Origin of the sequence: Nocardiopsis trehalosi NBRC 14201 (assembly GCF_001552555.1) — a bacterium.
Lineage (GTDB): Bacteria > Actinomycetota > Actinomycetes > Streptosporangiales > Streptosporangiaceae > Nocardiopsis_B > Nocardiopsis_B trehalosi.
The window spans coordinates 13,093-37,786 of sequence record NZ_BCRK01000001.1; the positions used below are offsets into that span (position 1 = coordinate 13,093).

The 24,694-nt window shown below is 75.8% G+C and carries 21 protein-coding genes and 2 pseudogenes; 14 read left to right on the forward strand and 9 right to left on the reverse strand.

Annotation, left to right across the window (positions count from 1 at the left end; all coding sequences use genetic code 11):
- Positions 1 to 49: 49 nt before the first annotated feature.
- A complete protein-coding gene (locus NT8_RS00075) occupies positions 50 to 658 on the reverse strand; it encodes a TetR/AcrR family transcriptional regulator (protein WP_067962712.1) in 609 nt (202 codons plus the stop codon).
- 205 nt (positions 659 to 863) lie between these two features.
- Here NT8_RS00075 and NT8_RS00080 point away from each other — a divergent pair, with 205 nt between their 5' ends.
- The gene (locus tag NT8_RS00080; RefSeq protein WP_067962411.1) at positions 864 to 1,982 is read left to right on the forward strand and encodes an FAD-dependent monooxygenase; all 1,119 of its coding nucleotides are present in this window, start codon (positions 864 to 866) and stop codon (positions 1,980 to 1,982) included.
- Positions 1,983 to 2,023: 41 nt separating this feature from the next.
- Positions 2,024 to 3,505 (forward strand): MFS transporter, encoded by a 1,482-nt coding sequence (locus NT8_RS00085; RefSeq protein WP_067962413.1) that lies wholly within the window; start codon positions 2,024 to 2,026, stop codon positions 3,503 to 3,505.
- 49 nt (positions 3,506 to 3,554) lie between these two features.
- Here the strand turns inward: NT8_RS00085 and bla are convergent, their stop codons facing one another.
- The 3 genes from bla to NT8_RS00100 form a co-directional block, all read right to left on the reverse strand.
- Positions 3,555 to 4,469 (reverse strand): class A beta-lactamase, encoded by a 915-nt coding sequence (gene bla, locus NT8_RS00090; RefSeq protein WP_067962415.1) that lies wholly within the window; start codon positions 4,467 to 4,469, stop codon positions 3,555 to 3,557.
- 274 nt (positions 4,470 to 4,743) lie between these two features.
- On the reverse strand, positions 4,744 to 5,223 hold the full coding sequence (locus tag NT8_RS00095; RefSeq protein WP_067962416.1) for a MarR family winged helix-turn-helix transcriptional regulator: 480 nt from the start codon (positions 5,221 to 5,223) through the stop codon (positions 4,744 to 4,746).
- 63 nt (positions 5,224 to 5,286) lie between these two features.
- Positions 5,287 to 6,033 carry an AraC family transcriptional regulator gene (locus tag NT8_RS00100; RefSeq protein ID WP_067962417.1) on the reverse strand — a complete coding sequence of 249 codons (747 nt, stop codon included), beginning with the start codon at positions 6,031 to 6,033 and terminating at the stop codon, positions 5,287 to 5,289.
- 54 nt (positions 6,034 to 6,087) lie between these two features.
- On the opposite strand from NT8_RS00100, the gene NT8_RS00105 reads away from it, so the two are divergent.
- Together NT8_RS00105 and NT8_RS00110 are read left to right on the forward strand one after the other, a co-directional pair.
- Positions 6,088 to 7,251: an MFS transporter gene (locus NT8_RS00105; RefSeq protein ID WP_067962421.1), complete on the forward strand. Its 1,164-nt coding sequence runs from the start codon at positions 6,088 to 6,090 to the stop codon at positions 7,249 to 7,251.
- A gap of 380 nt (positions 7,252 to 7,631) precedes the next feature.
- Positions 7,632 to 13,091, forward strand: a complete 5,460-nt coding sequence (locus NT8_RS00110; RefSeq protein ID WP_067962424.1) for an ATP-binding protein — start codon at positions 7,632 to 7,634, stop codon at positions 13,089 to 13,091.
- A 117-nt stretch (positions 13,092 to 13,208) separates the two neighbouring features.
- On the opposite strand, the gene NT8_RS00115 is transcribed toward NT8_RS00110, so the two are convergent.
- Positions 13,209 to 13,841 carry a hypothetical protein gene (locus tag NT8_RS00115; RefSeq protein ID WP_067962425.1) on the reverse strand — a complete coding sequence of 211 codons (633 nt, stop codon included), beginning with the start codon at positions 13,839 to 13,841 and terminating at the stop codon, positions 13,209 to 13,211.
- Between the two features lie 120 nt (positions 13,842 to 13,961).
- Positions 13,962 to 14,564: a hypothetical protein gene (locus NT8_RS00120; RefSeq protein ID WP_067962428.1), complete on the reverse strand. Its 603-nt coding sequence runs from the start codon at positions 14,562 to 14,564 to the stop codon at positions 13,962 to 13,964.
- A gap of 263 nt (positions 14,565 to 14,827) precedes the next feature.
- On the opposite strand from NT8_RS00120, the gene NT8_RS00125 reads away from it, so the two are divergent.
- From NT8_RS00125 to NT8_RS00150, 7 genes and pseudogenes are all read left to right on the forward strand, one after another.
- Positions 14,828 to 15,487, forward strand: a complete 660-nt coding sequence (locus NT8_RS00125) for an SDR family NAD(P)-dependent oxidoreductase (protein ID WP_067962715.1) — start codon at positions 14,828 to 14,830, stop codon at positions 15,485 to 15,487.
- A 317-nt stretch (positions 15,488 to 15,804) separates the two neighbouring features.
- Positions 15,805 to 16,545 (forward strand): DUF3159 domain-containing protein, encoded by a 741-nt coding sequence (locus tag NT8_RS00130; RefSeq protein WP_245645972.1) that lies wholly within the window; start codon positions 15,805 to 15,807, stop codon positions 16,543 to 16,545.
- A 152-nt stretch (positions 16,546 to 16,697) separates the two neighbouring features.
- A complete protein-coding gene (locus NT8_RS00135) occupies positions 16,698 to 17,165 on the forward strand; it encodes a transposase (protein ID WP_067962435.1) in 468 nt (155 codons plus the stop codon).
- A 175-nt stretch (positions 17,166 to 17,340) separates the two neighbouring features.
- Positions 17,341 to 17,496 carry a hypothetical protein gene (locus tag NT8_RS31570; protein WP_449406606.1) on the forward strand — a complete coding sequence of 52 codons (156 nt, stop codon included), beginning with the start codon at positions 17,341 to 17,343 and terminating at the stop codon, positions 17,494 to 17,496.
- A pseudogene (locus NT8_RS00140) lies at positions 17,439 to 17,816 on the forward strand (DUF4158 domain-containing protein); the annotation flags it as partial. The gene NT8_RS31570 and the pseudogene NT8_RS00140, both read left to right, overlap by 58 nt.
- Before the next feature lie 34 nt (positions 17,817 to 17,850).
- Positions 17,851 to 18,559 (forward strand): annotated as a pseudogene (locus tag NT8_RS28190) (Tn3 family transposase); the annotation flags it as partial.
- Positions 18,560 to 18,673: 114 nt separating this feature from the next.
- Positions 18,674 to 19,282 carry a hypothetical protein gene (locus tag NT8_RS00150; RefSeq protein WP_067962441.1) on the forward strand — a complete coding sequence of 203 codons (609 nt, stop codon included), beginning with the start codon at positions 18,674 to 18,676 and terminating at the stop codon, positions 19,280 to 19,282.
- A 284-nt stretch (positions 19,283 to 19,566) separates the two neighbouring features.
- On the opposite strand, the gene NT8_RS00155 is transcribed toward NT8_RS00150, so the two are convergent.
- Positions 19,567 to 20,253 carry a hypothetical protein gene (locus NT8_RS00155; RefSeq protein WP_157515420.1) on the reverse strand — a complete coding sequence of 229 codons (687 nt, stop codon included), beginning with the start codon at positions 20,251 to 20,253 and terminating at the stop codon, positions 19,567 to 19,569.
- 173 nt (positions 20,254 to 20,426) lie between these two features.
- On the opposite strand from NT8_RS00155, the gene NT8_RS00160 reads away from it, so the two are divergent.
- Positions 20,427 to 21,554 carry an alpha/beta hydrolase gene (locus tag NT8_RS00160; protein WP_067962447.1) on the forward strand — a complete coding sequence of 376 codons (1,128 nt, stop codon included), beginning with the start codon at positions 20,427 to 20,429 and terminating at the stop codon, positions 21,552 to 21,554.
- A 40-nt stretch (positions 21,555 to 21,594) separates the two neighbouring features.
- Entirely contained in the window at positions 21,595 to 22,017 is a 423-nt protein-coding gene (locus NT8_RS00165; protein WP_067962449.1) for a hypothetical protein, read from the forward strand.
- A gap of 37 nt (positions 22,018 to 22,054) precedes the next feature.
- Here the strand turns inward: NT8_RS00165 and NT8_RS00170 are convergent, their stop codons facing one another.
- A complete protein-coding gene (locus NT8_RS00170; protein WP_067962452.1) occupies positions 22,055 to 23,023 on the reverse strand; it encodes a helix-turn-helix domain-containing protein in 969 nt (322 codons plus the stop codon).
- Positions 23,024 to 23,137: 114 nt separating this feature from the next.
- Here NT8_RS00170 and NT8_RS00175 point away from each other — a divergent pair, with 114 nt between their 5' ends.
- Positions 23,138 to 24,160: a saccharopine dehydrogenase NADP-binding domain-containing protein gene (locus NT8_RS00175; protein WP_067962453.1), complete on the forward strand. Its 1,023-nt coding sequence runs from the start codon at positions 23,138 to 23,140 to the stop codon at positions 24,158 to 24,160.
- A gap of 25 nt (positions 24,161 to 24,185) precedes the next feature.
- Here NT8_RS00175 and NT8_RS00180 read toward each other — a convergent pair whose 3' ends face one another.
- Complete coding sequence (locus tag NT8_RS00180; protein WP_067962455.1) at positions 24,186 to 24,677, reverse strand: DinB family protein; 492 nt, start codon at positions 24,675 to 24,677, stop codon at positions 24,186 to 24,188.
- Between the last annotated feature and the right edge of the window lie 17 nt (positions 24,678 to 24,694).

The window sequence follows — 24,694 nt, forward strand, 5'->3', positions numbered from 1 at the left end:
CGCTGAACCGCTGACCCGGGCGCCGTGCCGGGCCGGCACGGCGCCCGAGTCAGCCGTGCGGCGCCGTGGCCCGGATGCCGGTGAGCACCACACCCACCACGCGCTCGGCATCCGCGCGGGTGAACCGGCGCGTGCCCCGGTTGACGACGAGGTGCACCGGGCCGGAGATCATCTCGCCCAGGAACGCGCTGTCGACCGGGGGCAGTTCGCCCCGTTCGACGGCGGCGTCCACCCGCTCGCGCATGGCGGCTACGCGCCGGTCGAGGATCCGGGACAGCGCCTGGCGCACCGCGGTGCTCTGCCCGGCGGGCAGCAGCGCCTGTTCGAGCGTGCGGCCGAACGGCGTCTCCAGGCCGCCGGCGAGGGCCACCAGGAAGTCCACCAGGTCGCGGTGGATGTCGCCTGTGTCGGCGACCGAGGCGAGGTCCTCGGCGTAGCGCAGCATGGCCTCGACCACCAGGTCCTCGCGGTCGGGCCAGTTGCGGTAGACGCTCGTCTTGTGCACGCCGGCGGACTCGGCGACCTCCTCATAGCGGAAACCCGCGACGCCGTCGCGGGCCACCAGTTCGGCGGTCGCGGCGAGAATCCGCGCCCGCACCTGCGCGTTGCGGCCCCCGGGGCGGCGCGCGGGCGGCCGGTCGGCGGTTCTGTCGGTCATCGCCGCGCCCACCTCCTATTCCGTCGCTCGGGTGCCGATTGTGGCCAGGTCCGGCGTTGCGGTGCAAGCCGATGGTAAGTAGGCTCCATAAAAGCAACTAAAAGTTGCTTTTATCGGTCGGCCTCCGGTGGCGGCCTCGGGGGCCGTACCGCACCCCGGGGCCGCCCGGCCGTCTCCACCCCTCAGTCAGACCTGGAGCCCACACGTGCACATCCTTGTATCCGGAGCCGGAATCGCGGGGCTCGCCTGCGCGATCCAGCTCGGCACCCGCGGCCACGACGTCACCGTGGTCGAGTACGGCCGCGGCCTGCGGCTTCGGGGCACACCCATCGACATCCGCGGCGACGCGATCGCGACCGTGGACGGCATGGGGCTGCTGGCGCGGATCCGACGGCACCGGGTCGACATGTCGGAGCGCACCTGGTTCGTCGACAGCGCGGGCGAGCGGGTGGCCCCGCTCCCGCTGGCCCAGATCAACGACTCCGCCGACGACATCGAACTGCTCCGCGAGGACCTCGTGCGCGTCCTCGCCGACGCGCTTCCCGACACCGCGGCGATCCGCTTCGGCGACTCCATCGCGGCGCTGATCGACGGCGGGGCCGACGGCGTCGAGGTGCGCTTCGCGTCGGGCCGCACCGGGCGCTACGACCTGGTGGTCGGCGCCGACGGCCAGCACTCCGCGGTGCGCGGCCTGGTGTTCGGGCCTGAGGAGGAGTACACGCGGCACCTCGGCGCCTACTTCGCGCTCGCCGACCTCCCCGGTGAGGCGCGCGCCGAGGGCGCCAATGCGGTCTACAACGTCCCCGGCCGGATGGCGGGCGTCTTCCGGTACGGCGGCGGGGCCGTCGCCGTCTTCCAGTTCCGCTCGGACCCGGTCGACCACGACCACCGCGACCTGGACGCGCAGAAGCGGATCCTCCTCGACGCCTTCGCGGGCCACCGGTCGTGGCGGATCCCCGAACTGCTCGACGCGGCCCGCGCCGACCCCGGCCTCTACTTCGCCGCCGCGAGCCAGATCCACCTCCCCTCCTGGCACCGCGGCCGTGTCGTCCTCGTCGGCGACGCCGGCTACTGCCCGGCCTTCCTGTCCGGCCGGGGGACCTCACTGGCGCTCACCGGCGCCCGCTTCCTCGCCGAGGAACTCCACCGGAGCGGCGGCGACCACGCCGCCGCGCTCGCGCGGTACGAGGCCCGGCAGCGCCCCTACGCCGCCTCCGCCCAGAGCCGCGCCGACAGCGGCCGCGACCGCATGCTTCCCCCCACCTGGGCCGCCATCGCCGCCCGCAACGCGGCGCTGCGGGCCGCCGCCGCCAAAGCACCGTGAACCCGGCGCGCCGCGCCCCCACCCCCCATTGGAGGGACCGCATGACAGACACGCCGGACACGCCCGCACCGGGCGGCCCAGAGCACCGCTGGAGCGGGCGGCTCGTCCTCTGGGCGGCCGTCCTGACCCTCGCCAACGTCCTGGCCGACGTGGCCATGGGCTCGCCGATGATGGTCCTGCCCCAGCTGATGGCGCACTTCGGCACCGACCAGGCGGCGTGGCTGAACGCGAGCGCGATGCTGGCCGGGGCGATCTGGTCGCCGCTGCGCGCCAAGAGCTCCGACATCCTCGGCAAGCGCCGGGCCCTCGTCGCCACGCTGGTCCTGGCCTGCGCCGGGGCGCTGGTCTGCCTGGTCGCACCCAATGTGTGGATCTTCCTGGCGGGGCGCTTCCTCCAGGGCGCCGCCTTCGCGGCGGTCTTCCTCACGGTGGCCCTGACACGCCAGATCTGCTCTCCGGGGGTGGCCATGGCCGTGGTCGGGCTGGTGACGTCCGGTTCCTCGATCGTCGGAATCGTCGAACCGTTCCTGATGGCGCCGGTCATCGAGGCGTTCGGCTACCGGAGCGTGTTCGCCGCGGCGGCGCTGCTCGCCGCGGCGGCCGCGGTCGGCGTGCGCGCCGTCATACCGGAGTCGCCGGTCCGCGGCACCGGCCGGGTCGACGTGGTCGGCGCCCTGCTGCTCGGCGGCGGCCTCGGCGCGGTGCTCGCCTACGTCAGCCTCGGCGGAAGCCTCGGCTGGCAGTCCGAGGGCACCCTCGCCCTGCTGCTGGGTGGCGCCGCCGCGCTGGCCGCCTGGGTGGTGCTGGCGCTGCGGGTGGCCGAGCCCGTCATCGACCTGCGGGCCCTCACGCGCCCGATCCTGCTGACGCTGCTGGCACTGGTCCTGTCGGCGGGCTCGTTCCGGAGCATGCTCCAGCTGACGGGCGTCATCGCCCAGGTGCCGCCCGACCTGGGGCTCGGCTACGGGCTGGGCGAGGGGGAGGCCGTCGCGGTGCTGATGGCCGCTCCCAACCTCGGCATCGTCGTCGGCGGCATCTGCGCGGGATGGCTCGCGGGGCGGTTCGGGCCCGCGCCGCCCCTCCTCGGCGGCATCGCCCTCGGCGCGGTGGCGACCTTCGCGATGCTGGCGGGGGTGTCGGTGCTCCCGCTGGCCGTGGCCTGCGGCACCGTGATCGGCGTTGCCGCCGGCGCGATCGGCGCCTCCGGCTACAACCTGGCGACCGACCTGGCGGCACCCGAGCGGCAGGGCACGATCGCCGGTGTGGTCTCGGTCGTGCTCGCGCTCGGCTCGGTCGTCGTCAACATCGCCGGGGGTGCGGTGCTCCAGGCGAGCCCCGCCTCCGGGGCCGCCGCCAACGGCGCCCCGGTCAGCTCGGCGGCCGGGGTGTACCTCTACGTCGGGATGGCGGGCGTGCTCTTCGCCCTCGCCGCCGTGCCCGCGCTCCTGCTGGTGCGCGGCCGCTCCGGCGCTCCCGCCGCGGCGACGGCGCCCACCGTGCCGGCCGGCGAGGCCGGGCGATAGCCCGACGGCCGGGGCGGGGGCGCCCCGGCCGCGGGTCCGGCCCGGCGGGTCAGCCCATCGCCTCGACGACGACGGCGGCGGAGTCCGCGATGAGGGCGTCGTCGTGCTCGGCGTCCTCCTGGTCCCGGCTGGACATGACCGCCAGCAGGATGGGGTCGCCCTCCGGCGGCCAGAGCAGCGCGATGTCGTTGCGCGAGCCGTACCCGCCGTTGCCGGTCTTGTCGCCGACCTTCCAGTCGTCGGGCACCCCGGCGCGGATGAGCGCGTCACCGGTGGTGTTGCGGACCAGCAGGTCGGTGATGAACTCCCGCTCGTCCGCCGCGAGGGTCGCGCCGAGCGTGTACTCGCCGAGGCTGGTGGCCATCGCCCTCGGGGTGCTGGTGTCGCGGTCGTCGCCGGGCACGGCCGAGCTGAGGTCGGGCTCGATGCGGTCGGAGTTGGTGACGTCGTCGCCGATCTCGCGCAGCGCCGCCTCGAAGCCCTCCGGGCCGCCCAGCTCCTCGAACAGCAGGTTGGCCGCCGTGTTGTCGCTGTAGCGCACGGCGGCGTCGCTCACCTCGCGCAGCGACATCCCGGTGTCGACGTGCTGCTCGGTGATCGGGGACCAGTTGACGAGGTCCTCCTCGGTGAAGTGGACGACCTCCTCCAGGTCCTCCAGGGTCCGGTCCTGGAGCAGCGCCCCCACGGCCAGGACCTTGAACGTGGAGTTGAACGCGAACCGGTCGTCGGCGTTGAAGGCGATGGTCTCCTCGCTGCCGGTGTCGTAGGCGTAGACGCCCAGGCGGGCGTCGTACTCCTCCTCCAGCCGCTCGAACTCCGCGTCCGTCGGGGCCGGCGACGGCGCCGGGGACGCGGTGTCGGCCACGGGGGCGGCCGGCTCGGCGGCCGCCCCGCAGGCCGCGAGAGGGGTGATCAGCAGCGCGGCGGCGGCGATACCGGTGCGCCGGAACAGCAGGTCGGGCATTGTGGAACGTCCTGTCCAATGGCGGAAAGGTGGTCGGGGCGGGGCCGCGGCCGGGCGGCCCCGGCCCTGCCGCGACCCCGCTGCCCAGCAGTCTCACCCGCCACCGCCATACCGTCGAAGACGGAAACGATCGCTTCGATGCGATCCCGGCATACGGCCAGGCCGGACCGGTGTTCCGGCCGCCCCCGACGCGTCCGGGGACGGCGATCCGCGGACGCGCGGGCGGGTCGTTCCCGGTCGGGGCGCGGCGGGTTCGGGCGCGGTCGGACGGCGGTCACCGGGGGCCGGCGTCGTCGTCGCCGATGGCGTCGACGACGCGGCGGGCGATCTCGCGCAATTGGCGGCGCTGGGCCCGCGTGGTCGGGTCGACCAGCATCCGGCGCACCGCCGCGACGTGCCCCGGGGCGGTGGCGACGACCTTGTCCCAGCCGTCGGCGCCGAGCACGGCCAGGGTGTAGCGGCCGTCGGCGGGGTCGGGCGTGCGGTGGACCCACCCCTGCCGCTCCAGGCGCTTGACCGTGTGGGACAGCCGGGACAGGGAGCAGTCGGCGAACGCGGCGAGGTCGCTCATCCGCAGGGTGCGGTCGGGCGCCATCGACAGCCCGGCCAGGACCTGGTACTCGAAGTGGCTGATCCCCGCGTCGCGCTGCAGCTGGGCGTCCAGGGCGGCGGGCAGCCGCATCAGCAGGCTGACGAGCGTCAGCCAGGTCTCCTCGTCCTCCGCGTCCAGCCACCGGGTCCCGTCGGCGCTCATCCGGCCATGTTAACTTGAACGGTCAATCGGCGAGGGTGCTCGCGCCCCGATGGCCGCGACCGGTCAGCCCCGCCGGTGGTGCGCCCCGGGGGTGCGGCCGAAGGCGCGGCGGAACACGTCGATGAACGCGCTCGTGGAGGACCAGCCGCAGCGGTGGGCGACCGCCGTCACCGTCGCCCCCTCGGCCAGCAGCCGCAGCGCGTGGTACAGGCGCAACTGCGTGCGCCACTGCGGGAACGTCATGCCGAACTCGGCGCGGAACAGCCGGCTCAGCGTCCGCTCGCCGACCCCCGCCCGCGCGCCGAGGGCCGCCAGGGTCCGGCCGTCGGCGGGGTCCTCGTGCAGCAGCGCGCACACCGCCGCCAGCCGGGGGTCGGCCGCCGCGGGCAGGTGGACCGCGCGCTCCGGCGACGCCCGGAGCCGGTCGAGCAGGACCGCGCGCAGCCGCCGCCGCTCGGGGCCGGTCCCGGCCGGGTCGCCGGTGTAGGCCAGGATCAGCTCGCGCAGCAGCGGGTCGACCGCGAGCACCGTGGGCGCGGTCAGGCCCAGCGGGTTGACCCACGCGGGCAGGCCCAGCAGGCGCAGGTCGGTGTCGCCGTGCGCGCGGTGCGCGTGCACGGTGCCCGCCGGGATCCAGATGGCGCGCGTGCCCGGGGCGAACCAGGTGCCGGCGTCGGTGGTGACGGCCAGCACGCCCGAACCCGCGTAGACGATCTGGTGGTCGTCGTGGCGGTGGGCGTCGATGCGCTCCCCCGCCGCCAGGACGCGGGTGTCGGTGGGCGCCTCGGGGGTGTGGCGGATGTCCGGCATCACCTGGCACTTTATCGGAAGCGCGACACGTTGCGGCGCCGCCATGATCACGGGGTGACGACCGACCGCGCCTCCACCCGCCGCACCGCGCCCATCGCCCTGCTCTCCATCGGCCACGCCTGCGTGGACGTGCACCAGGGCGCCGTCGCGGCCCTCGTCCCCTTCCTCGTGGCCGAACGGGAGTACACCTACGCCGCCGCGTCGGGTGTCGTCCTGGCCGCGTCGCTGCTCTCCTCGGTGGTGCAGCCGCTGTTCGGGGCGGCGACCGACCGGTGGCGGATGCCGTGGCTGCTGCCCGCCAGCACCGTCGTCGCCGGGCTGGGGATCGCCCTCAGCGGGGTCACCGGCTCCTACGCGCTGACGCTGGCCGCCGTCGCCCTCTCCGGTCTCGGCGTGGCCGCCTACCACCCCGAGGCGGCCCGGGTGGCGCGCGCGGCGAGCCGCGGCAGCCACACGGCCATGGGCTGGTTCTCCCTCGGCGGCAACCTCGGGTTCGCCGCCTCACCGCTGCTGGTGACCGGGGTCGCGGCGGTGGGCGGCCTGGACGCCTCGCCGCTGCTGGTGGTACCGGCGCTGCTCGGCGCGGTGTTCAGCGCCGCGGCCCTGCGCGCGGTCGCCGCCCGCACGCCCGCAGGCGGCGGGGGCGCCCCGGCCCCGGCCGGGCCCGACGACTGGCCGTCGTTCCTGCGGCTGTCCGGGGCGGTGGTGTGCCGGTCCATCGTGTTCGTCGGGCTGAGCGCCTTCGTCGCCCTCTACGCCACCCAGCGCACCGGCGGGGGCGAGGCCGCGGGGACCGCGGCGCTGTTCCTGCTCTACCTGGGCGGGGCGGTGGGCACGGTCGCGGGCGGCCGGCTGGCCACCCGCTTCGGGCGGCTGCCGGTGGTCCGCTGGTCCTACGCCCTGACCGTCCTGGCCGTCGCGGGGATCGTGTTCGTCCCCGGCCCGCTGCTGTACCTCTTCGTGGCGCTGACCTCGGCCGGGCTCTACGTCCCCTTCTCGCTGCACATCACCCTGGGCCAGGACTACCTGCCCGGCCGGGTCGGCACCGCCGGCGGCGTCACCCTCGGGCTGACGGTGAGCGTGGGCGGCGTGGCCGGGCCGTTCATCGGGGCCCTCGCCGACGCGGCGTCCCTGCAGACCGCCCTCGCCCCGCTGATCGCGCTGCCCGCCGTCGGCTGGCTCCTGCTGCGCCGCCTGCGCGAACCGGCCCCCGCCTGACCGCGCCCCGCCGCACGCCGGGCGCGGGGATCGGCCCTACCGCCCCTCGCGCCCGGCCGCCCCACCGCGCCGCTCGCCGGAACGCGGCCCCGTGCTGACCCGCGCCCCGCCGCACGCCGACCGACCCGGCGGCCCGGTCGCCGGACCCCGGCTCGACGGCGGTTCGGGCCGTGCTCGACCGGCGCTGGACCGCCCCGCGGCCGCCCCTTCCCCGGACACGGGCGTTCCTTTCGTTTTTGGACGTTTCCCACAACTGAAGCGGCCCAGCCTTCACGCAGTCCGACATGGCGCGCGCGCCCGCGAGACGGAAGGGTGGACCAGGGTCGGGGCCGCCGTGCCCCGGCCGCGCACATCGCCGTTCTCCAAGGGGGCTTGTTCGGGTGTTCAGTCGTGTCGCCATCGTCAACCGGGGTGAGGCCGCGATGCGGCTCATCCACGCCGTACGCGGCCTCGCCGCGGAGACCGGGACACGGATCGAGACCGTCGCCCTGCACACCGACGTCGACCGCGCGGCCGCCTTCGTCCGCGAGGCCGACCTCGCCTACGACCTCGGTCCCGCGTCCGCGCGCCCCTACCTCGACCTCAAGGCGCTCGAGCGCGCCCTGGTCGCCAGCGGGGCCGACGCCGCCTGGGTCGGCTGGGGCTTCGTCGCCGAGGACCCGGCCTTCGCCGAACTCTGCGAGACCCTCGGCATCACCTTCGTCGGCCCCAGCGCCGACGCCATGCGCCGGCTCGGCGACAAGATCGGCGCGAAGCTGATCGCCGAGGAGGTCGGCGTCCCGGTCGCGCCGTGGAGCCGCGGCTCCGTCGACACCCTCGACGCCGCCCTCGCCGCCGCGGCCGAGATCGGCTACCCGCTGATGCTGAAGGCCACCGCCGGCGGCGGCGGGCGCGGCATCCGCGTCGTCACCGACGAGGCCGAACTCGCCGACGCCTACGAGCGCACCAGCCAGGAGGCGGCGCGCGCCTTCGGCAGCGGCGTGGTGTTCCTGGAGCGCCTGGTCACCGGCGCCCGGCACGTCGAGGTGCAGGTGATCGCCGACGGCCAGGGCACCGCGTGGGCGCTCGGCGTCCGCGACTGCTCGGTGCAGCGGCGCAACCAGAAGGTCATCGAGGAGTCGGCGTCGCCGGTGCTCGACGCCGCGCAGACGGCCGAGCTCAAGGCGTCGGCGGAGCGGCTGGCCGTCGCCGTCGGCTACCGCGGCGCCGCCACCGTCGAGTTCCTCTACCACCCCGGCGACCGCATGTTCGCGTTCCTGGAGGTCAACACCCGGCTCCAGGTCGAGCACCCGATCACCGAGGCCACCACCGGGTTCGACCTGGTCCGCGCCCAGCTGCACGTGGCGTCGGGCGGCCGGCTCACCGGCACGCCGCCCGAGGAGCGCGGGCACGCCATCGAGGCCCGGCTCAACGCCGAGGACCCCGACCGCGACTTCGCGCCCTCCCCCGGCCGCATCGCCCGGCTGGACCTGCCCGTCGGCCCCGGCATCCGCGTCGACACCGGGGTCGCCGAGGGCGACACCATCCCCGCCGACTTCGACTCCATGATCGCCAAGATCATCGCCTACGGCCGCGACCGCGACGAGGCGCTCGGCCGGCTGCGCCGCGCCATGGCGCAGACCGCCGTCATCATCGAGGGCGGCGCCACCAACAAGAGCTTCGTGCTCGACCTGCTCGACCGGCCCGAGGTCGTCGGCGCCACCGCCGACACCGGCTGGATCGACCGCGTCCGGCGCGAGGGCGGGCTGATCGGGCACCGCCACTCCGCCGTCGCCCTGGCCGCCGCCGCCATCGAGGCGTACGAGGAGGAGGAGCGCGTCGAACGGCAGCGCCTGCTCTCCACGGCGTTCGGCGGCCGCCCCCAGGTGCGGCACGCCGGCGGCCGGCCGCTCGACCTCAAGCTGCGCGGCACCGGCTACCGGGTGCGCGTCGCCCGGGTCGGCGCCCACCGGTTCCGGGTCGGCATCGAGGCGGGCGGCGCGGTCCGCACCGCCGACGTCGAGCTCGACCGCTACGACCGCCACACCGGGCGCATCACCGTCAACGGCGCCCGCTACCGGCTGCTCACCGGCACGCACGGCCCCGTCCACCTGGTGGAGGTCGACGGCGTCGCCCACCGGGTGAGCCGCGACGAGGGCGGCGTCGTCCGCTCGCCCACCCCCGCGCTGGTCGTCGCCACCCCGCTGGAGGTCGGCGCGGAGGTCGAGGCCGGCGCACCGGTGCTGGTGCTGGAGAGCATGAAGATGGAGACGGTGCTGCGCGCGCCGTTCCGGGCGCGGCTCAAGGAGTGCTCCGTCTCCGTCGGCAGCCAGGTCGAGACCGGCGCCCCGCTGCTGCGGCTGGAGCCCCTCGGCGGCGACGACGCCGAGGAGGCCGGGGCGTCCCCGGCCGTCGAGCTGGACCTGCCCGCCACCGCCGAGGCGGCCCCGGCGCGGGAGCGGGCGCAGCGCGGCCGCGAGGACCTGCGCAGCCTCCTGCTGGGCTTCGACGTCGACCCGCACGACGAGCGCCGCGTCCTCGACGGCTACCTCGCCGCCCGCGCCGACGCGGCGGCCGAGGGCGCGCCGGTCCTGGCCGGGGAGCTGGACCTGGTCGAGGTGTTCGCCGACCTCGCCGAGCTGAGCCGCAACCGGCCCGCCGGCGACGACAGCGGCGGCGACACCCACGTGCACAGCGCCCGCGAGTACTTCCACGCCTACCTGCAGAGCCTCGACGTGGAACGGGCCGGGCTGCCCGAGCGCTTCCAGGCCAAGCTCGCCAAGGCCCTCGCGCACTACGGGGTCACCGACCTGGAGCGCACCCCCGAACTGGAGGCCGCGGTGTTCCGCGTCTTCCTGGCCCAGCAGCGGGCGACCGCCGACGCCGCGGCCGTCACGGCGCTGCTGCGCGCCTGGCTGCGCGAGCCGGCCCCCGACGAGACCCTGCGCGAACCCGCGGGGCTGGCCCTGGAGCGGCTGGTGGCCGCCACCCAGGTCCGCTTCCCCGCCGTCGCCGACCTCGCCCGGGGCGTGGTGTTCGCCTGGTTCGGCCGGCCGCTGCTGCGCCGCACCCGCGCCCGCGTCTACGCCGACGTCCGCCGGAACCTGCGCCACCTCGACGCCCACCCCGACGCCCCGGACCGCGCCGAGCGCATCGCCGAGATGGTGCGCAGCACCGAGCCGCTGGTGCGGCTGCTGGGCCGCCGGCTCCTCCGTCCCGACCTCGACAACACGGTCATGCTGGAGGTGCTGACCCGCCGCTACTACGGCAACAAGGGCCTCACCCGGGTCCGCACCAGCGAGGCCGCCGGCCGCGCGTTCGTCGTCGCCGAGCGCGCCGACTCCGCCGTGGCCTCCGCCGCCGTGCCCTTCGCGGCGCTGGGCGACGCGCTGCGCGGGCTGGCGGAGCTGGCCGCCGGCGAGGACGCCGTCGACGCCGACATCTACCTCGCCTGGGAGAAGCAGCCCGAGGGCACCGACGCGATGGCGGCCGCGCTGCACGAGGTCGTCGCCGCGCACCCGCTGCCGCCCCAGGTCCGCCGGCTCACCACCACCGTCGCCGGCAGCAACAGCGCGGTGATGCACCACCACTTCACGTTCCGCCCGTCGGACGCCGGCATGGCCGAGGAGCGGCTCATCCGCGGCCTGCACCCCTACATCGCGCAGCGCATGCAGATGGAGCGGCTGAGCGAGTTCGACCTGACCCGGCTGCCGTCGTCGGACGAGGAGGTCTACCTCTTCCGGTGCGTGGCGCGGGAGAACCTGTCCGACGACCGCCTCGTTGCGTTCGCCCAGGTCCGCGACCTCACCGAGCTGCGCGAGCACGACGGCCGGCTGGTCGCCCTGCCGACGGCCGAGGACACCGTCGCCGCCTGCCTCGACGCGATCCGCACCGCCCAGGCGCGGCGGCCCGCCAAGAAGCGCTTCCCCACCAACCGGATCGTCGTCTACGTGTGGCCGCCCAGCGACCTCACCCGCGCGGAGCTGGAGATGCTCGCCAAGCGGGTGCTGCCGACCACCGCGGGCGCCGGCCTGGAGGAGATCCTGTTCATCGCGCGCCAGCGCGACCCCCGCACCGGGGAGCTGGCCAAGTCGGCCGTGCGCATCTCCTTCACCGCCACCGGCGAGGCCGAGCTGACCATCGGCCCACCCGACACCGCGCCGGTCGAGCCGGTGGACGACTACCGGCTCAAGGTGCTGCGCGCGAGCAGCCGCAACACGGTCTACCCCTACGAGCTGACCGACCGGCTGGGCGACTTCACCGAGTACGACCTCGACGCCGACCACCGGCTGGTGCCGGTCGACCGGCCCAAGGGCCGCAACACCGCGGCGATCGTCGCGGGCGTCGTCACCACGCCGACCCCGCGCCACCCGCAGGGCGTCACCCGGGTGGTGCTCCTCGGCGACCCCACCAAGGCCCTCGGCGCGCTGTCGGAGGGCGAGTGCCGCCGGGTGTCGGCGGCACTGGACCTGGCCGAGCGCATGCGCGTCCCGGTGGAGTGGTACGCGCTGTCGGCGGGCGCCCGGATCTCCATGGAGTCGGGCACGGAGAACATGGACTGGGTGGCGGCCGCGCTCAAGCGCATCGTCGAGTTCACCCAGGACGGCGGCGAGATCAACATCGTGGTCGCGGGCATCAACGTCGGCGCGCAGCCGTACTGGAACGCCGAGGCGACGATGCTCATGCACACCAAGGGCGTCCTGGTGATGACCCCGGACTCCGCGATGGTGCTCACCGGCAAGCAGTCGCTCGACTTCTCCGGCGGCGTGTCGGCCGAGGACAACTTCGGCATCGGCGGCTACGACCGGGTCATGGGTCCCAACGGGCAGGCGCAGTACTGGGCGCCGAACCTGACGGCGGCGCGCGACGTGCTGATGGCCCACTACGACCACACCTACGTGGCCCCGGGTGAGGCCGCGCCACGCCGGGCGGAGACCACCGACCCCGCCGACCGCGACATCTCCGACTTCCCGCACAGCGCGCCGGGCAGCGACTTCACCACGGTCGGGGAGATCTTCTCCGCCGAGGCCAACCCCGACCGCAAGAAGCCGTTCGACATCCGCACGGTCATGCGGGCGCTCGCCGACCAGGACCACCCGGTGCTGGAGCGGTGGGCGGGCATGGCCGACGCCGAGACGGCGGCGGTGCAGGACGTGCACCTCGGCGGCATCCCGGTGTGCCTGCTCGGCATCGAGTCGCGGTCGGTGCCCCGGCGCGGCTTCCCGCCCACCGACGGCCCCGACACCTACACCGCGGGCACCCTGTTCCCGCGGTCGTCCAAGAAGGCGGCGCGGGCGATCAACGCGGCCAGCGGCAACCGGCCGCTGGTGGTGCTGGCGAACCTGTCGGGCTTCGACGGCTCCCCGGAGTCGATGCGCAAGCTCCAGCTGGAGTACGGCGCCGAGATCGGCCGGGCGATCGTCAACTTCCGCGGCCCCATCGTGTTCTGCGTCATCTCGCGGTACCACGGCGGCGCGTTCGTGGTGTTCTCCAAGGCGCTCAACCCGAACATGACCGTGCTCGCGCTGGAGGGCTCGTTCGCCTCGGTGCTGGGCGGTGCCCCCGCCGCCGCGGTGGTGTTCTCCGGCGAGGTCGACGCCCGCACAGCGGCCGACCCGCGCGTGCGGGGGCTGGAGGGCCGCGTCGCGGAGTCCTCGGGCACCGACCGCGCCGCGCTCACCGCGGAGCTGGACGAGCTGCGCTCGGCCGTGCGCGCCGAGAAGCTGGGCGAGGTCGCCGCGGAGTTCGACCGCGTGCACAGCATCCAGCGGGCGGTCGAGGTCGGCTCGGTCGACGCGGTCATCCGCGCCGCGGAGCTGCGCCCGAAGGTCATCGAGGCCATCGAGGCCCGCCTGGGCTGACACCGGTCCGCCACGCGGGGGCGGGGGCGCGGCGACGCGCTCCCGCCCCCGCGCGTCCGGGGCCGGCGGGGTGGCGGCGGCCGCGCGCGGCGCGGGCCGGGGACGCAGCGGGGCCGTTCAGCGGGGCATCACGGTCTCTGCGGGCTCGGTCCGCGCGGCCTCCCCGTCGTCGTACTCGCAGCTCAGCGCGATCTCGACGCCGATCCCGCCCGTGGCCGTGGAGGTGGTGCAGGCGCGGCCGTGGCCGTCGGCGAAGGTCGCGACGCTCACGCGGTCGGGGTCGGATTCGGGATCGGGGTCGGGCGGCAGCCCCCGCGAGGCCGGGCCGGGCGTGCGGCCCTCGGGCGGGTAGTCGCAGTCGATCGTCGTCTCGTCCACCTGCCCGCTGGCCAGCACCATCGCGACCAGGGTGCACGCGCGCCCGTGCGCGTCGGTCGCGGTGAGCAGCTGCGGCTGGTCCCAGTCCCGTTCGGGGTCGGGGTCGACCAGGGACCGCCGGTCCCGGTCGACCGGGGCGCGGTCCGGCGGCGGGGACTCGCAGTCGAGGCTGCTCTCGGTCTCGTCGCCTTCGCGGACGTACTCGCCGTCGGTCCCCGAGATGACCACCAGGGACGTGCAGGCCTCCCCGTGGGCGCTGGTGAAGCCGACGATGTCGACCGTCTCGGTGGCCTGGAGGCCGCACCCGGCGGCGGCCGGCACCACCGCCCCGATGACGAGCGCCGTCCACGCGAGGCGGAACCGTTCACGCATGTTCGCGCACCTTCCGTGCGGGGCCACGGCAGGTGGCCGTCGACCGGTGCGGCACCGCGCCGCCCGGGTGCTCTCCGTTCCCCTCACCCGATCGGTGCCGCCCGGGCGGGCGGCGCCCGGTCAGTCGAGGTACACCTCGATCCCGTAGACCACCGCGCCGAAGGCCAGCGCCGCCAGGAGCCCGGCGGCGAGCTGGAGGGCCACGCGCGGGACGACCCGGCGCAGCGGGGCGGGCGCGGCCGCGTCCCGGTGCTGCTCGCGGCGGCGCAGCACCTGCGCGCGGCTGTCGTCGGTCCCGTGCGCGACGGCCAGGTGGTCGGCGAAGTCGCGCAGGCCGTCCAGCGCGGCCCGGCCCCGGTCGCTGACGAGCCAGGCGAGGCCGTCGGACTCCTGGGCGGTGCGCTTCAGCCGCGCCTTGTCGATCTCCGACTCCGCGCGCAGCGCGGCGACGCTGCGGGACAGCTCGTCGCGCTGGGCGTGCAGCCGGTCCAGGTCCTCCTCGGCCTCCTCCAGCCGGTCGCGGGCGTCGTCCAGGGCGCGGGCGAGCCGGCGGTCCTCCCGCGTGTTCAGCATCTCCACGCCGACGTGCGCGCCGAAGAGCACCAGCGCCACCGCGATCATCCAGCCGCGCTGGTACCAGGCCGAGCCGTCGAGGGTGCCGATGTAGTCGCCGGAGACCCCGAGCATCGCCGCCATGCCGAGGATGCCGGTGCGGATGCCCACCCGGTAGCGCAGCAGGGATCTGATGGCCGCCTCCCCTCGGGCCGGGCCGCCGCCCCGGCACCGAGGCGGGTCCGGGGCTTCGGGACGGTGAGATTAGCACCGGGCCGCGCCGGACGGGCGGGAGCGGGCGCCCATTGTCCCTACGGCCGTCCGCTGTTCACCGGGTGGCAACGCGGGTGTCCGGCCGCCCCTCCGGCTTGACCTCACATCGATGTGAACCCCTAGTCTCCCGCCGTCAGCGGAAAAGCATGGAGGAGGCGGTCATGCCGGGAGTGGTGGTCATCGGGGCGGGGCCGGGGATCGGTCGGTCGGTCGCCCGGCGGTTCGCGCGGGAGGGCCTGCCGGTCGCGCTCGTCGCCCGCAGCGCGGCGACGCTCGACGGGACGGCCGGGGACCTCGCCCCCTTCGGCGTCCCGGTGTCCCGGCAGACCGCGGACGCCGCCGACGAGGCGGCGCTGCGCGCGGCCCTGGACGCGGCGGCCGCCGAGGTCGGGCCGCCCGATGCCGTCGTCTACAACGCGGCGCTCATCCGGCCGGACACGTTCGGCGGGCTCTCCACGCGCGACCACCTGGACGCGTGGGCGGTCAACGTGGTCGGGGCGTTCACCGCGGCCGCGCACGCGGCCCCGGGGATGGCGCGGCGCGGGGGCGGGACCTTCCTCGTCACCGGCGGCATGCCGGAGCCGAAGGCGGAGTACCTCACCCTCTCCCTCGGCAAGGCCGGGGTGCGGACCCTGGTGGACATGGTCGACCAGGCGTACGGTCCGGCCGGCGTGCACGCGGCCAGCGTCACCGTCGCCGGCCCGGTGGCGCCGGGCACCGCGTTCGACCCGGACGACATCGCCGAGCACTACTGGCGGCTGCACATCCAGCCGCGCGGGCGCTGGGAGCGGGAGGTGCTGTACGGCGGCTCGGCGGTCTGACCCGGCCGGCGGACCGGGCGGGCGGGACCGCGTCGCGGGCGGCCCGCCCGGAGGAGAGCCGGCGTGCGGCCGGTGCGGGGCGCGGCCGCCGTGCCCCCCGCGCGGACGCTCAGCGTGTGGCTACGGCCGGGCGGGCATCAGTGACGCCACGTCATGCCTCCGGCACGAAAATGTCACGGCGCGATGGTGACACGGCCGCACTGCCGCGTCAGGGCGTCCTCCGGTGGAATCGGAGTATGCCCCGGCGGCCGCCGGACCGGCCCCGACCGGACCGAGGCCCCGGGGAACCGACCGACCGTACGCACCAGGGAGGCGTGATGATCGCCATGCAGCACGACCGCACCGACCGGCCCGACACCGACCCCCGCACCGGACCGCACACCCCCCGCCCGGCCGGCGGCACCGGCGCGGCCGCCGCGGAGGAGCGCCCCGTCGACCTCCGGCAGGCCGTGCTCGACGGCATGGGCGGGCCGTGGGGCATGGTGTACTCCACGCTGCCGGTCGTGGGGTTCGCGGCGGCGGTGCCCTTCACCACCCTGACGGTGGCGATCGCGGTGGCGCTCGCCGCGGCCGTGGCGCTGGGGGTTTTCCGGATGTGGCGCGGCGAGGCGTTCATGTCGGCGATGGGCGGCGTGTTCGGCGTCGCGGCGGCCGGCGGCGTATCGGCGTGGACCGGGTCGGCCGACGACTTCTTCCTCATCGGCATCTGGGCGTCCCTGGCGGGCGCGGTGCTGGTCCTGGCCACACTGGTGGTGCGCCGGCCGCTGACGGGCGTCATCTGGAACGCGCTGCACGGCGGTGCCCACGACTGGCGCGGCGACGCCCCCAGCCGGTTCGCCCACGACCTCGCCACCGGCACGGTGCTGGCCGTGCTCGCCGGCCGGTTCATCGTGCGCCAGTGGCTCTACCTCTCCGGCTCCACGACCGGGCTGGCGATCGCCGACACGCTCACCGGCTTCCCGCTGACGGCCCTGGCCGCGCTGGTCGTCGTGTGGGCCTTCCGCCGCACCACCAAGCGCCTCACCCCGGCCGCCCCCTCCCCCTCCGCCGGCGCGTGAACCGCCCCGGCCCTCCGGCACCCGGCCCCCGACCGCGACGCGGTACGGGGGCCGTGCCGTGCGCCGTCGCGGTGGACGCGTCCGCACCTTGACCTCAACAATCGTTGAGGTTCTACGGTGGGCGTATCGGACGCTCCGGGAAGGCACCGCACATGACGAGGACCATCTCCACCGAAGACGCCGCGCTCGCCGCGCAGCCGGCCGCCTACTGGACCGGGGCCGCCTACGAGGCCCTCATCGCGTTCACCCGTGCGCGCCAGGCCGAACTCGGCTACACCCAGCCGCAGTTCTGGCTGCTGCGCAACCTGTCGGTGCACGACCTCGCCCCCGACGGACACGGCCGGACCGTGCCGGAACTCGACCGGGCCATGGCCGCCTACCTGCGGCCCGAGGACGACCTCACGGCGGAGGCCGAGGTGCTGCTGGAGCGCGGATGGCTCGACCGCGACGGCGAGGGGCGGCTGCGCATCACCGAGGCGGGCGAGGCGGCCCGCGTCGACCTCAAGCGGAACGCCCCGGCGATCCGCTCCCGCATCCACGAGGGCGTGGACGACGCCGACTACGTCACCGCGGTCAAGGTGCTGCAGCGGATGATCCGCAACACCGGCGGCGCGGTGTAGGGGGCAGACCAAGTACGCCGGAATAGTGGAACGGGCTGATCAGCGCCCTCGGAATCGTCAACCTGTGATGAGCTGAGTGCGTTTGGTTGCGATTCGGTGAACCGCCGCCGGTGCCCTGTTCGTCCTCGCTAGCGTGTGCCGCGTTCGGTACCCCCTGGTCGGAGAGGGCCCGCCGGTGACCTCGATCGAGCGCACGGCCTACCCCCAGTTCAAGCGACTCACCTCCGCCCGGACCCTGCACGTGTTCTTCACCCCCACCGCCGAGGAGAAGGCGTGGCCGCCGAGCGCACCCACGCCCCCGAGTCCTTCTTCGCGCTGGTCCTGGCGCTGAAGTGCTACCAGGAGATGGCGCGCCTCCCCGGCCCCGGCGAGGTCCCCGAGGTGGTGGTCGACCACGTGCGGCGCTGCCTGGAGTTGGGGCCGGGCGTGGAGCCCGACCACGGGGCCGGCCGCACCGCGGCCTGGCACCGCAGGCAGATCCGCGTCCGTCAGGGCGCCGTCTATGACCAGCGCCGGGCGCGCGCGGTGGCCGCCGCTGCGATCGAGGAGGCCGCGCGCATCAAGACCGACCCGCCCGACCTGATCAACATCGCGCTGGAGCGCCTGATCGAGGCGTCACGGGAACTGCCGGGCTTCACCACGCTGGGCGAGATGGCCGCCCGGATCCGTGCCGAAGTCAACGCCCACCCTGGCCACCCTGTTCGGGTTCGACCTGATGCCGCGCATCCGCAACTTCCGCGACCTCACCTTCTTCCGCGCCTGCGAGCACGCGCTCTACCCCCCGCGCCGGCGGCCTCTACGGCGAGGCGGGCCGCAACACCATCGACTGGCGGCTGATCGAGCGGCACTGGCGCGACCTCATGCAGGTCGCCCTGTCCATCTCGGCGGGCCGGCTGCCTTCGGCCACCCTGATGCGCCGGCTGCGCTCCAACTCCCGCAAGAACCGCGTCTACAAGGTGTTCCGCGAGGTCGGCCGGTCGGTGCGCACGGTGGCGCTGCTGCGCTACCTGGCCGACCCCGCCCTGCGGGTCCGCGTCACCGCGGCCACCAACAAGGTCGAGTCCTACAACGGCTTCGCCCAGTGGCTGGTGTTCGGCGACAACGGGGTCCTCGCCGACAACGACCCCGCCGAGCAGGGGAAGCTCATCAAGCTCAACACCCTGCCGGCCAACCTGGTCGTCTTCCACAACGCCCTGGACATCGCCGACGTCGTGCGCGGCCTGGTCGCCGAGGGGTGGACGATCACCCCCGCCGACCTCGGCGCGCCCTCCCCGTATCTGCGCGCCCAATTCACCCGCTTCGGGGCCTATGCCACCGACGAACTCGGCGTCACCCCCGAGGCGTTCAACCCCGTGCTGGCCGGGGTCGACTTCGACGGCGACCTCGCCGCCTGACCGGCGAGGAGGCGCTCCCGAGGGGGGCGGATGGCCGGAACGGCGCCGGGCGGCCCGGTGCGCTGCTAACCTCAGCTCGTCGCAGGTAGTAACAATTCACATCCGAGGAGTCACGTGGGTCACGGGTTTCCGAGCGCGAAGTTCTTCCGCATCGTCAACGAGGGCACCGGGCTGTGCCTGGCCGCCGCGCACGGGGGCACCACCCACGGCGCCCAGAAGGCCCACGACCGCCTGACCGGCGAAGAGGGCTTCATCCCCTACTCCCACACCAACGACCAGGTCCTGACCGTGCGCAGGCCCCGACACGACCGGGCCGAGGCGTGGTTCTTCTGCGAGCTGGAGAGCTACGGGGAGGCGTGGTGGCACCTGGTCAACGCCGACAAGGACATTCGCAGCGCGTTCTCCCTGCACGTCGGGCACCTGGACGGCGCCTCCAAACCGGTCGGGCTGGGCCTGCAGGGCTGGGGCCAGGAGGGCCAGACCCAGTGGACGGCCCGCGACAAGATGTTCTGGCCGGGCCCGCACGAGGACAAGGTCGCCACCCTGCTGGCCTCCGGCGACGGCGGGTACTGGGCCGTCGCGGCGGAGCGCGGGAGCGCCCCCAACCAGACGTGGCGCTTCGAGGAGGTCGACCTGCCCGGCGAGGCCGTCCCCGTGCGCAAGAAGGGCATCTACGCGACGCGGGAGGGCCAGGACGCGGGCAAGTGGTACGACGAGTTCTAGCGGCCAAGTCGCCGGTGGCACCCGTCACCTCCGAGGGGTGGGCCGGCCGCGCAGCGCGGCCGGCCCCGAGGCGTCAGGGCAGCAGGAAGTAGAACGGCTCGTCGCGGGCCGCGCCGTTGGCGCCGGTCGGCACCGAAACGGTGGTGGCGTTGTCGGCCGGGTGTAAGGCGCCTCGACCGCGCAGAAGGCCGTCTCACCGGGCCGTTGCCCCTTTCGGCCTTATCTCGTCTGCCCCCCGTGGAGGCCCTGGGTGGACCGGCGGCCGCGGCGGGCCGGGGCGGGGGTCAGCGGCGCGGGGCCGGGGGGCGCTTGCGGAGGTCGACCTTTCGGGCGGGTGGCGCGGCGGCGTCCGCCGCCGGGGGGCGGTGGGCGAGCGCGGCCGCGACCGGCGGCGTCATCGGGGCCGTGGCGGAACGCGGCGGCTCGGCGGCGACCCGCTCCCGCGCAGTGGCGGCGTGCGGCCGCTCGGCGGCCGGGGCGGGGGCCGCCTCCCGGGGCGCGTCTGCGGTGGTGGTGGGTGCGGACGCCCGCTGCCGGCGCTCGTAGCGCCGGTCGTCGATCCGGTCGCGCAGGCGCAGGAACCGGCGCGCCCCCTCGGCCCACCCGTAGACGCCGGCCATGACGATCCCCACCGCCAGCAGCGGCGAGAGCGGGCCCGAGGTCACCCACGCCGGCAGCGCCCCCACTGCCTCCAGGGCGACCAGGACCACGGGGATGCCGAACAGGCCGCCGAAGGCGCCGATCTGCACGACGCCCTTGCGCGCGTAGACGCGGCGCGCGCGCTCGCGCGCCCGCTCCCGCAGCTCCTCGGTGGGCTGCTCGGCGGCCTTCCGCAGCGCCTCGGCGAGCACCTCTTCGTCCGTAGGCTTCTTGGCGGCCTTCCGCGGCCCTTCGGTGGGCGCCTGCCCGTCCGACGTCCCCGCCATCAGCGCCCCCCACACGTGCCGCCCCCCGGCCGGTCCGGAGGGCACCCCGGATCAGGATGGTAGCGGCCCGCTCGCCGGGAACGGCCCGCGGGAGCCGGTGGGCCCGGGGACACCCGGCCCCACCGGCTCCCGGCGGCGGCACCTCTGGCAAGATCATCCGCGTCCGGCCCGAGAGGCGCGGCCGCGTGCTGGCGCGCCCGTGCAGACGAGGAGCAGCCATGACCGAGGTGCCGACGGGTGGCGCGCCCGGCGACGCCCGGGCATGGTGGAACGCCCTCGGCGACGGCGACCGCGACCGGCTGCTCGCGGAGCGCCCCGCCGACGTCGGCGGCCTCGACGGACTGCCGTCCGCCGTGCGCGACCGCGCCAACCGGGCGGTCCTCGCCGCCCACATCGCCCGTACCGGCGACCCGGGCGCGCGGGCACTGCTCACCGAGATCGGCGGGCCCGACACCGACCCCCGCGACCGCGCCCTGCTCCTGCTGTTCCGGCCGCCGAGCGCCCCCGACGCCACGGACGGGCAGCTCGCGGTGGCCTTCGGCGACCCCGACCGCGCCGCCAACGTCAACGTCCTCGTGCCCGGCACGGGCAACAACACCCGGGACCAGCGGTACCTGGTGCCCGGGATGGACATCTCCCGCCGGATGCGCCGCCGCGCCGACACGGTCACCGGCGCGCCGGGCTCCACCGCGACCGTCTACTGGCTCGGTTACAAGACGCCGGACCGGATCGTGCCGGACGCGCTGGGCGAAGAGCTCGCCCGGCGCGGCCACCCCGCGCTGACCCGGTTCCTGCACGGCCTCCGGGCGGCGCGGGCCGACGGCCCGCCCGCGTGGCAGACCGTCTACGCGCGCAGTTACGGCGCGGTCCTCCTCGGCCACGCCCTCTCCGCGACCCCGGGCTTCCCGGCCGACGCGGTCCTGGTCAGCGGCGCCCCGGGCATGGGGCGGCACGTCCAGTCCGTCCGCGACCTGCACATCGACCCCGACCGGTTCTTCGCCGCCGGGTCGCCGATCGACCCGATCGTGTACACCCCGGCGGCGGTGCACGGGGCGAACCCGGCCGCTCCGTCGTTCGGCGGCCGACGGGTCGACTCCGGGCGGATCGGGCACCACGCCTATGCGCGGGAGGACGCCGCCTCCTACATCAGCGCCGTCTACCTCGTCTGCAACCTCCTGGACCGGGTGGCCGCCCCCGCCGAACGCGGCATCGGGCGCCCGGCGCGGCTCGGCGAGTGGTGGGGGGCGGCGGCGGGGCGGCCCGTCCGCGCCGACCGGGATGCGGCGGCCGACGGGCGCGGCCACGGGCGGGGGTCCCCCCGACCGGAGCGGCGGTCCCGCCACTGAGGCCGGCCGGGCGAGGGATATCGACACGGAGGAGGACGGCATGGAGACCAAGGCCAAGGCGGCGGCCGCCGAGCAGGTCCGGGAGCGCGGCGCCGCTCTCGGCGCGCTGCTGGCGGGGCCGCTGGAGTTCACGCTCGCCGACACGGCGCGCGCCGAACCGTCGGAGGCGGGCACCGGGGACGGGGCCGTGTACACGGCGTCGGCGAACTTCGTGTACGCGGCCGGGGCGGGCGCGGCGGGCCGGGCGGTGGCGGACCTGCACGCCGCCTGGCTGGCGCGGGGCTGGCCGGGGACGCTGCGCCGCTACCCCGACGGGGCGGCCGACGCCACCGCCCGCGACCCCGAGGGGTTCCGCTACACGGCGGTCGTCCAGCGCGACGGTGCGGGCGTGGCCCTGTGGGTGGAGTCGCCCCGCTACCGCGACCCCGACCCGTCGACCCCGTTCCCCCCGCTCCGCCCCTAGCGTTCCCCCGGCTGCGCGGTGCCGGAATTCCGCCGGCTCAACCGGTGCGGAGCGCCGGGCCCGGGGCCGTGCGGGCGCGGAAGGTGCGGCGGTAGGTGTCCGGGGGGACGCCGACGACGCGGTTGAAGTTGCGGCGCAGCGTCGTGGCGGTGCCCATGCCGGTCGCCGCCGCGATGGCGTCGACGCCGTCGTCGGTGGTCTCCAGGAGCGCCTGGGCGTGGCGGATGCGCTCGGTCAGCAGCCATTGCAGCGGGGTGGTCCCGGTGACCGACCGGAAGTGCCGGCCCAGGGTGCGCGTGCTCATCCGCGCCCGCCGGGCCAGGTCCGCCACGGTCAGCGGCCGGTCCAGCCGCTCGATCACCCAGGGCAGCAGCTCGGCGAGCGGGTGGTGGCCCGGGGCGGGCAGCGGGGCGGTGACGAACTGGGCCTGGCCGCCGTCGCGGTGCGGCGGCACGACCAGGCGGCGGGCGACCGTGTTGGCGATCGACGCGCCGTGGTCGAGGCGGACCAGGTGCAGGCACAGGTCCATGGCCGCCGCCTTGCCGGCGGAGGTCAGCACGCTGCCGCCGTCCACGTAGAGCACGTCCGGGTCGACGCGCACCCGGGGGTGGCGGTCGGCGAGGGCGCGGGTGTGCGCCCAGTGCGTGGTCGCGCGCCGCCCGTCCAGCAGGCCGGCGGCGGCCAGCACGAACGCGCCCGTGCACAGGGAGGCCACGCGCGCGCCCGCGTCGTGGGCCGCGCGCACGGCGTCGACCAGGTCGGCGGGCGGGGCGGCGTCGACGTCGGCCCAGCCCGGGACGATCACCGTGTCCGCGCGCGCCAGGTGGTCCAGGCCGTGGTCGGGCTCCACCAGGAACCGGCCGACGCGCACCGCGCCCGCCCCGCAGACCGCGAAGTCGTACCAGGGATCGGCCACGTGGGTCAGGTCGGTGCCGAAGACCTCGTACGCCAGCGACAGCTCCAGGTGCAGCATGCCGTCGGTGACGGCCAGCGCGACGGTGGTCATGTCCGGAATTGTACGAGCAATGGCGTTCCGGACACTCGTCGGCGGCGCCCGGCGCCGCCATGATGATCACGACGGCGGATCGCGAGGGCGGACCGGTCGAGCGGAGGAGGACCCGTGGGAACAGGACCGATGGTGGCGGTGTACGGCGCGTACGGCCACACCGGGCGCTTCGTCGTGGAGCGGCTGCGGGAGCGCGGGTTCACGCCGGTCCTGTCCGGCCGCGACGCCGACCGGCTGAAGGCGGCGGCCGCCGCCACCGGGGCGGAGGCCCGTCCGGCGGCGGTCGACGACCCGGCGGCGCTCGACCGCGCGCTGGCCGGGACGGCGGCGGTCGTCAACTGCGCCGGGCCCTTCGCCACGACCGCCGGCCCGGTGGCCGAGGCGGCGCTGCGCGCCGGAATCCCCTACGTGGACGTGGCGGCCGAGATCGAGGCCAACGCCGACACGCTCGCGCGGTTCGCCGACCGCGCCCGCGCCGCCGGGACGGTGGTCCTGCCCGCGATGGCCTTCTTCGGCGGCCTCGGCGACCTGCTGGCCACGGCGGCGATGGGCGACTGGACGGCGGCCGACGAGGTGCACGTCGCCTACGGGCTGAGCGGGTGGCACCCCACCGCCGGGACCGTGGCCGCGGGCGCGGTCTCCCGCGAGCGGCGGGGCGGCCGGCGCGTCCGCTTCGCGAACGGCCGGCTGGAGTACCGCCACGACGACCCGCCCACCCTGGAGTGGCCCTTCCCCGAGCCGATGGGGCCGCGAACCGTCATCGGGGAGTTCACGATGGCCGACGTGGTCACCGTCCCCCACCACCTGGCCGTCCCGGAGGTGCGCACCTACATGACGGCCGAGGCCGCCCGGGAGCTGTCGGGCGCGGACGCGTCCGCCCCGGCCGGGGCGGACGGGCGCCCCGCCGAGACCTTCCTCGTGGACGTCGTCGTCCGCTCCGGCGGGCGGGAGCGGCGCGCGGTGGCGCGCGGCCGGGACATCTACGCCGTCACCGCTCCGCTCGTGGTGGAGGCCGTCGACCGCGTCCTCACCGGGCGGGCCCGGACCTCGGGCGCCGTCTCGGCGGGGGCGCTGTTCGACGCCCCCGACTTCCTGCGCGCGCTGTCCCCGCACATCGCCTGGGAGGCGCGGCCCTAACAGCGGGGGCGGCGGCCGCGCGGGGTCAGCGCCCGGTCGCGCCGTCGATCAGTTCGCGGATGATGTCGGCGTGCCCGGCGTGCCGGCCGGTCTCCTCGATCAGGTGGACGAGCGCCCACCGCACGCTGGGCGCGGGGCGGCCGGGGCACGGCCGGGGAACCGGCGCCCGGAGGTCGGCGCACCCGTCGAGGACGAAGTTGGCCCGCGCGACCGTGCCCCGGTAGCGGGCGACCACGTCGGCGGCGCCGTCCCCGGGCGCGGCCCGGAACGTCGCCGGCCAGTCGGTGACCTCCTCCCCGAGGAAGGTCGCGCGTTCGACGGCGTCCAGGTGGGTGAGCAGGCCGAGCAGGTTGGTGCCCGACGGCACCGCGGCCGCGCGGACCCCCGGTTCGGGGGCGTCCTCGACCTTCGCGGCGATCGAGGCGCGCAGGTAGTCGAGGAAGGCGCGCAGGACCTCGGCCTCGCCGGTCCCGGTCCGGGGCGGCGGGGTGTCGGCGCGGCGCGTGGCGGGGGGCATGGTGGTCTCCTTCGTCG

Excerpts from the sequence above, each read along its gene's own strand:
- NT8_RS00115 (WP_067962425.1), bottom strand. The coding sequence starts at position 13,841 with ATGCGTGAACGGTTCCGCCTCGCGTGGACGGCGCTCGTCATCGGGGCG.
- NT8_RS00180 (WP_067962455.1), bottom strand. The coding sequence starts at position 24,677 with ATGCCCCCCGCCACGCGCCGCGCCGACACCCCGCCGCCCCGGACCGGG.
- NT8_RS00130 (WP_245645972.1), top strand. The coding sequence starts at position 15,805 with ATGATCGCCATGCAGCACGACCGCACCGACCGGCCCGACACCGACCCC.
- NT8_RS00135 (WP_067962435.1), top strand. The coding sequence starts at position 16,698 with ATGACGAGGACCATCTCCACCGAAGACGCCGCGCTCGCCGCGCAGCCG.
- NT8_RS00160 (WP_067962447.1), top strand. The coding sequence starts at position 20,427 with ATGACCGAGGTGCCGACGGGTGGCGCGCCCGGCGACGCCCGGGCATGG.
- NT8_RS00100 (WP_067962417.1), bottom strand. The coding sequence starts at position 6,033 with ATGCCGGACATCCGCCACACCCCCGAGGCGCCCACCGACACCCGCGTC.
- bla (WP_067962415.1), bottom strand. The coding sequence starts at position 4,469 with ATGCCCGACCTGCTGTTCCGGCGCACCGGTATCGCCGCCGCCGCGCTG.
- NT8_RS00085 (WP_067962413.1), top strand. The coding sequence starts at position 2,024 with ATGACAGACACGCCGGACACGCCCGCACCGGGCGGCCCAGAGCACCGC.
- NT8_RS00125 (WP_067962715.1), top strand. The coding sequence starts at position 14,828 with ATGCCGGGAGTGGTGGTCATCGGGGCGGGGCCGGGGATCGGTCGGTCG.
- NT8_RS00095 (WP_067962416.1), bottom strand. The coding sequence starts at position 5,223 with ATGAGCGCCGACGGGACCCGGTGGCTGGACGCGGAGGACGAGGAGACC.
- NT8_RS00165 (WP_067962449.1), top strand. The coding sequence starts at position 21,595 with ATGGAGACCAAGGCCAAGGCGGCGGCCGCCGAGCAGGTCCGGGAGCGC.
- NT8_RS00170 (WP_067962452.1), bottom strand. The coding sequence starts at position 23,023 with ATGACCACCGTCGCGCTGGCCGTCACCGACGGCATGCTGCACCTGGAG.
- NT8_RS00075 (WP_067962712.1), bottom strand. The coding sequence starts at position 658 with ATGACCGACAGAACCGCCGACCGGCCGCCCGCGCGCCGCCCCGGGGGC.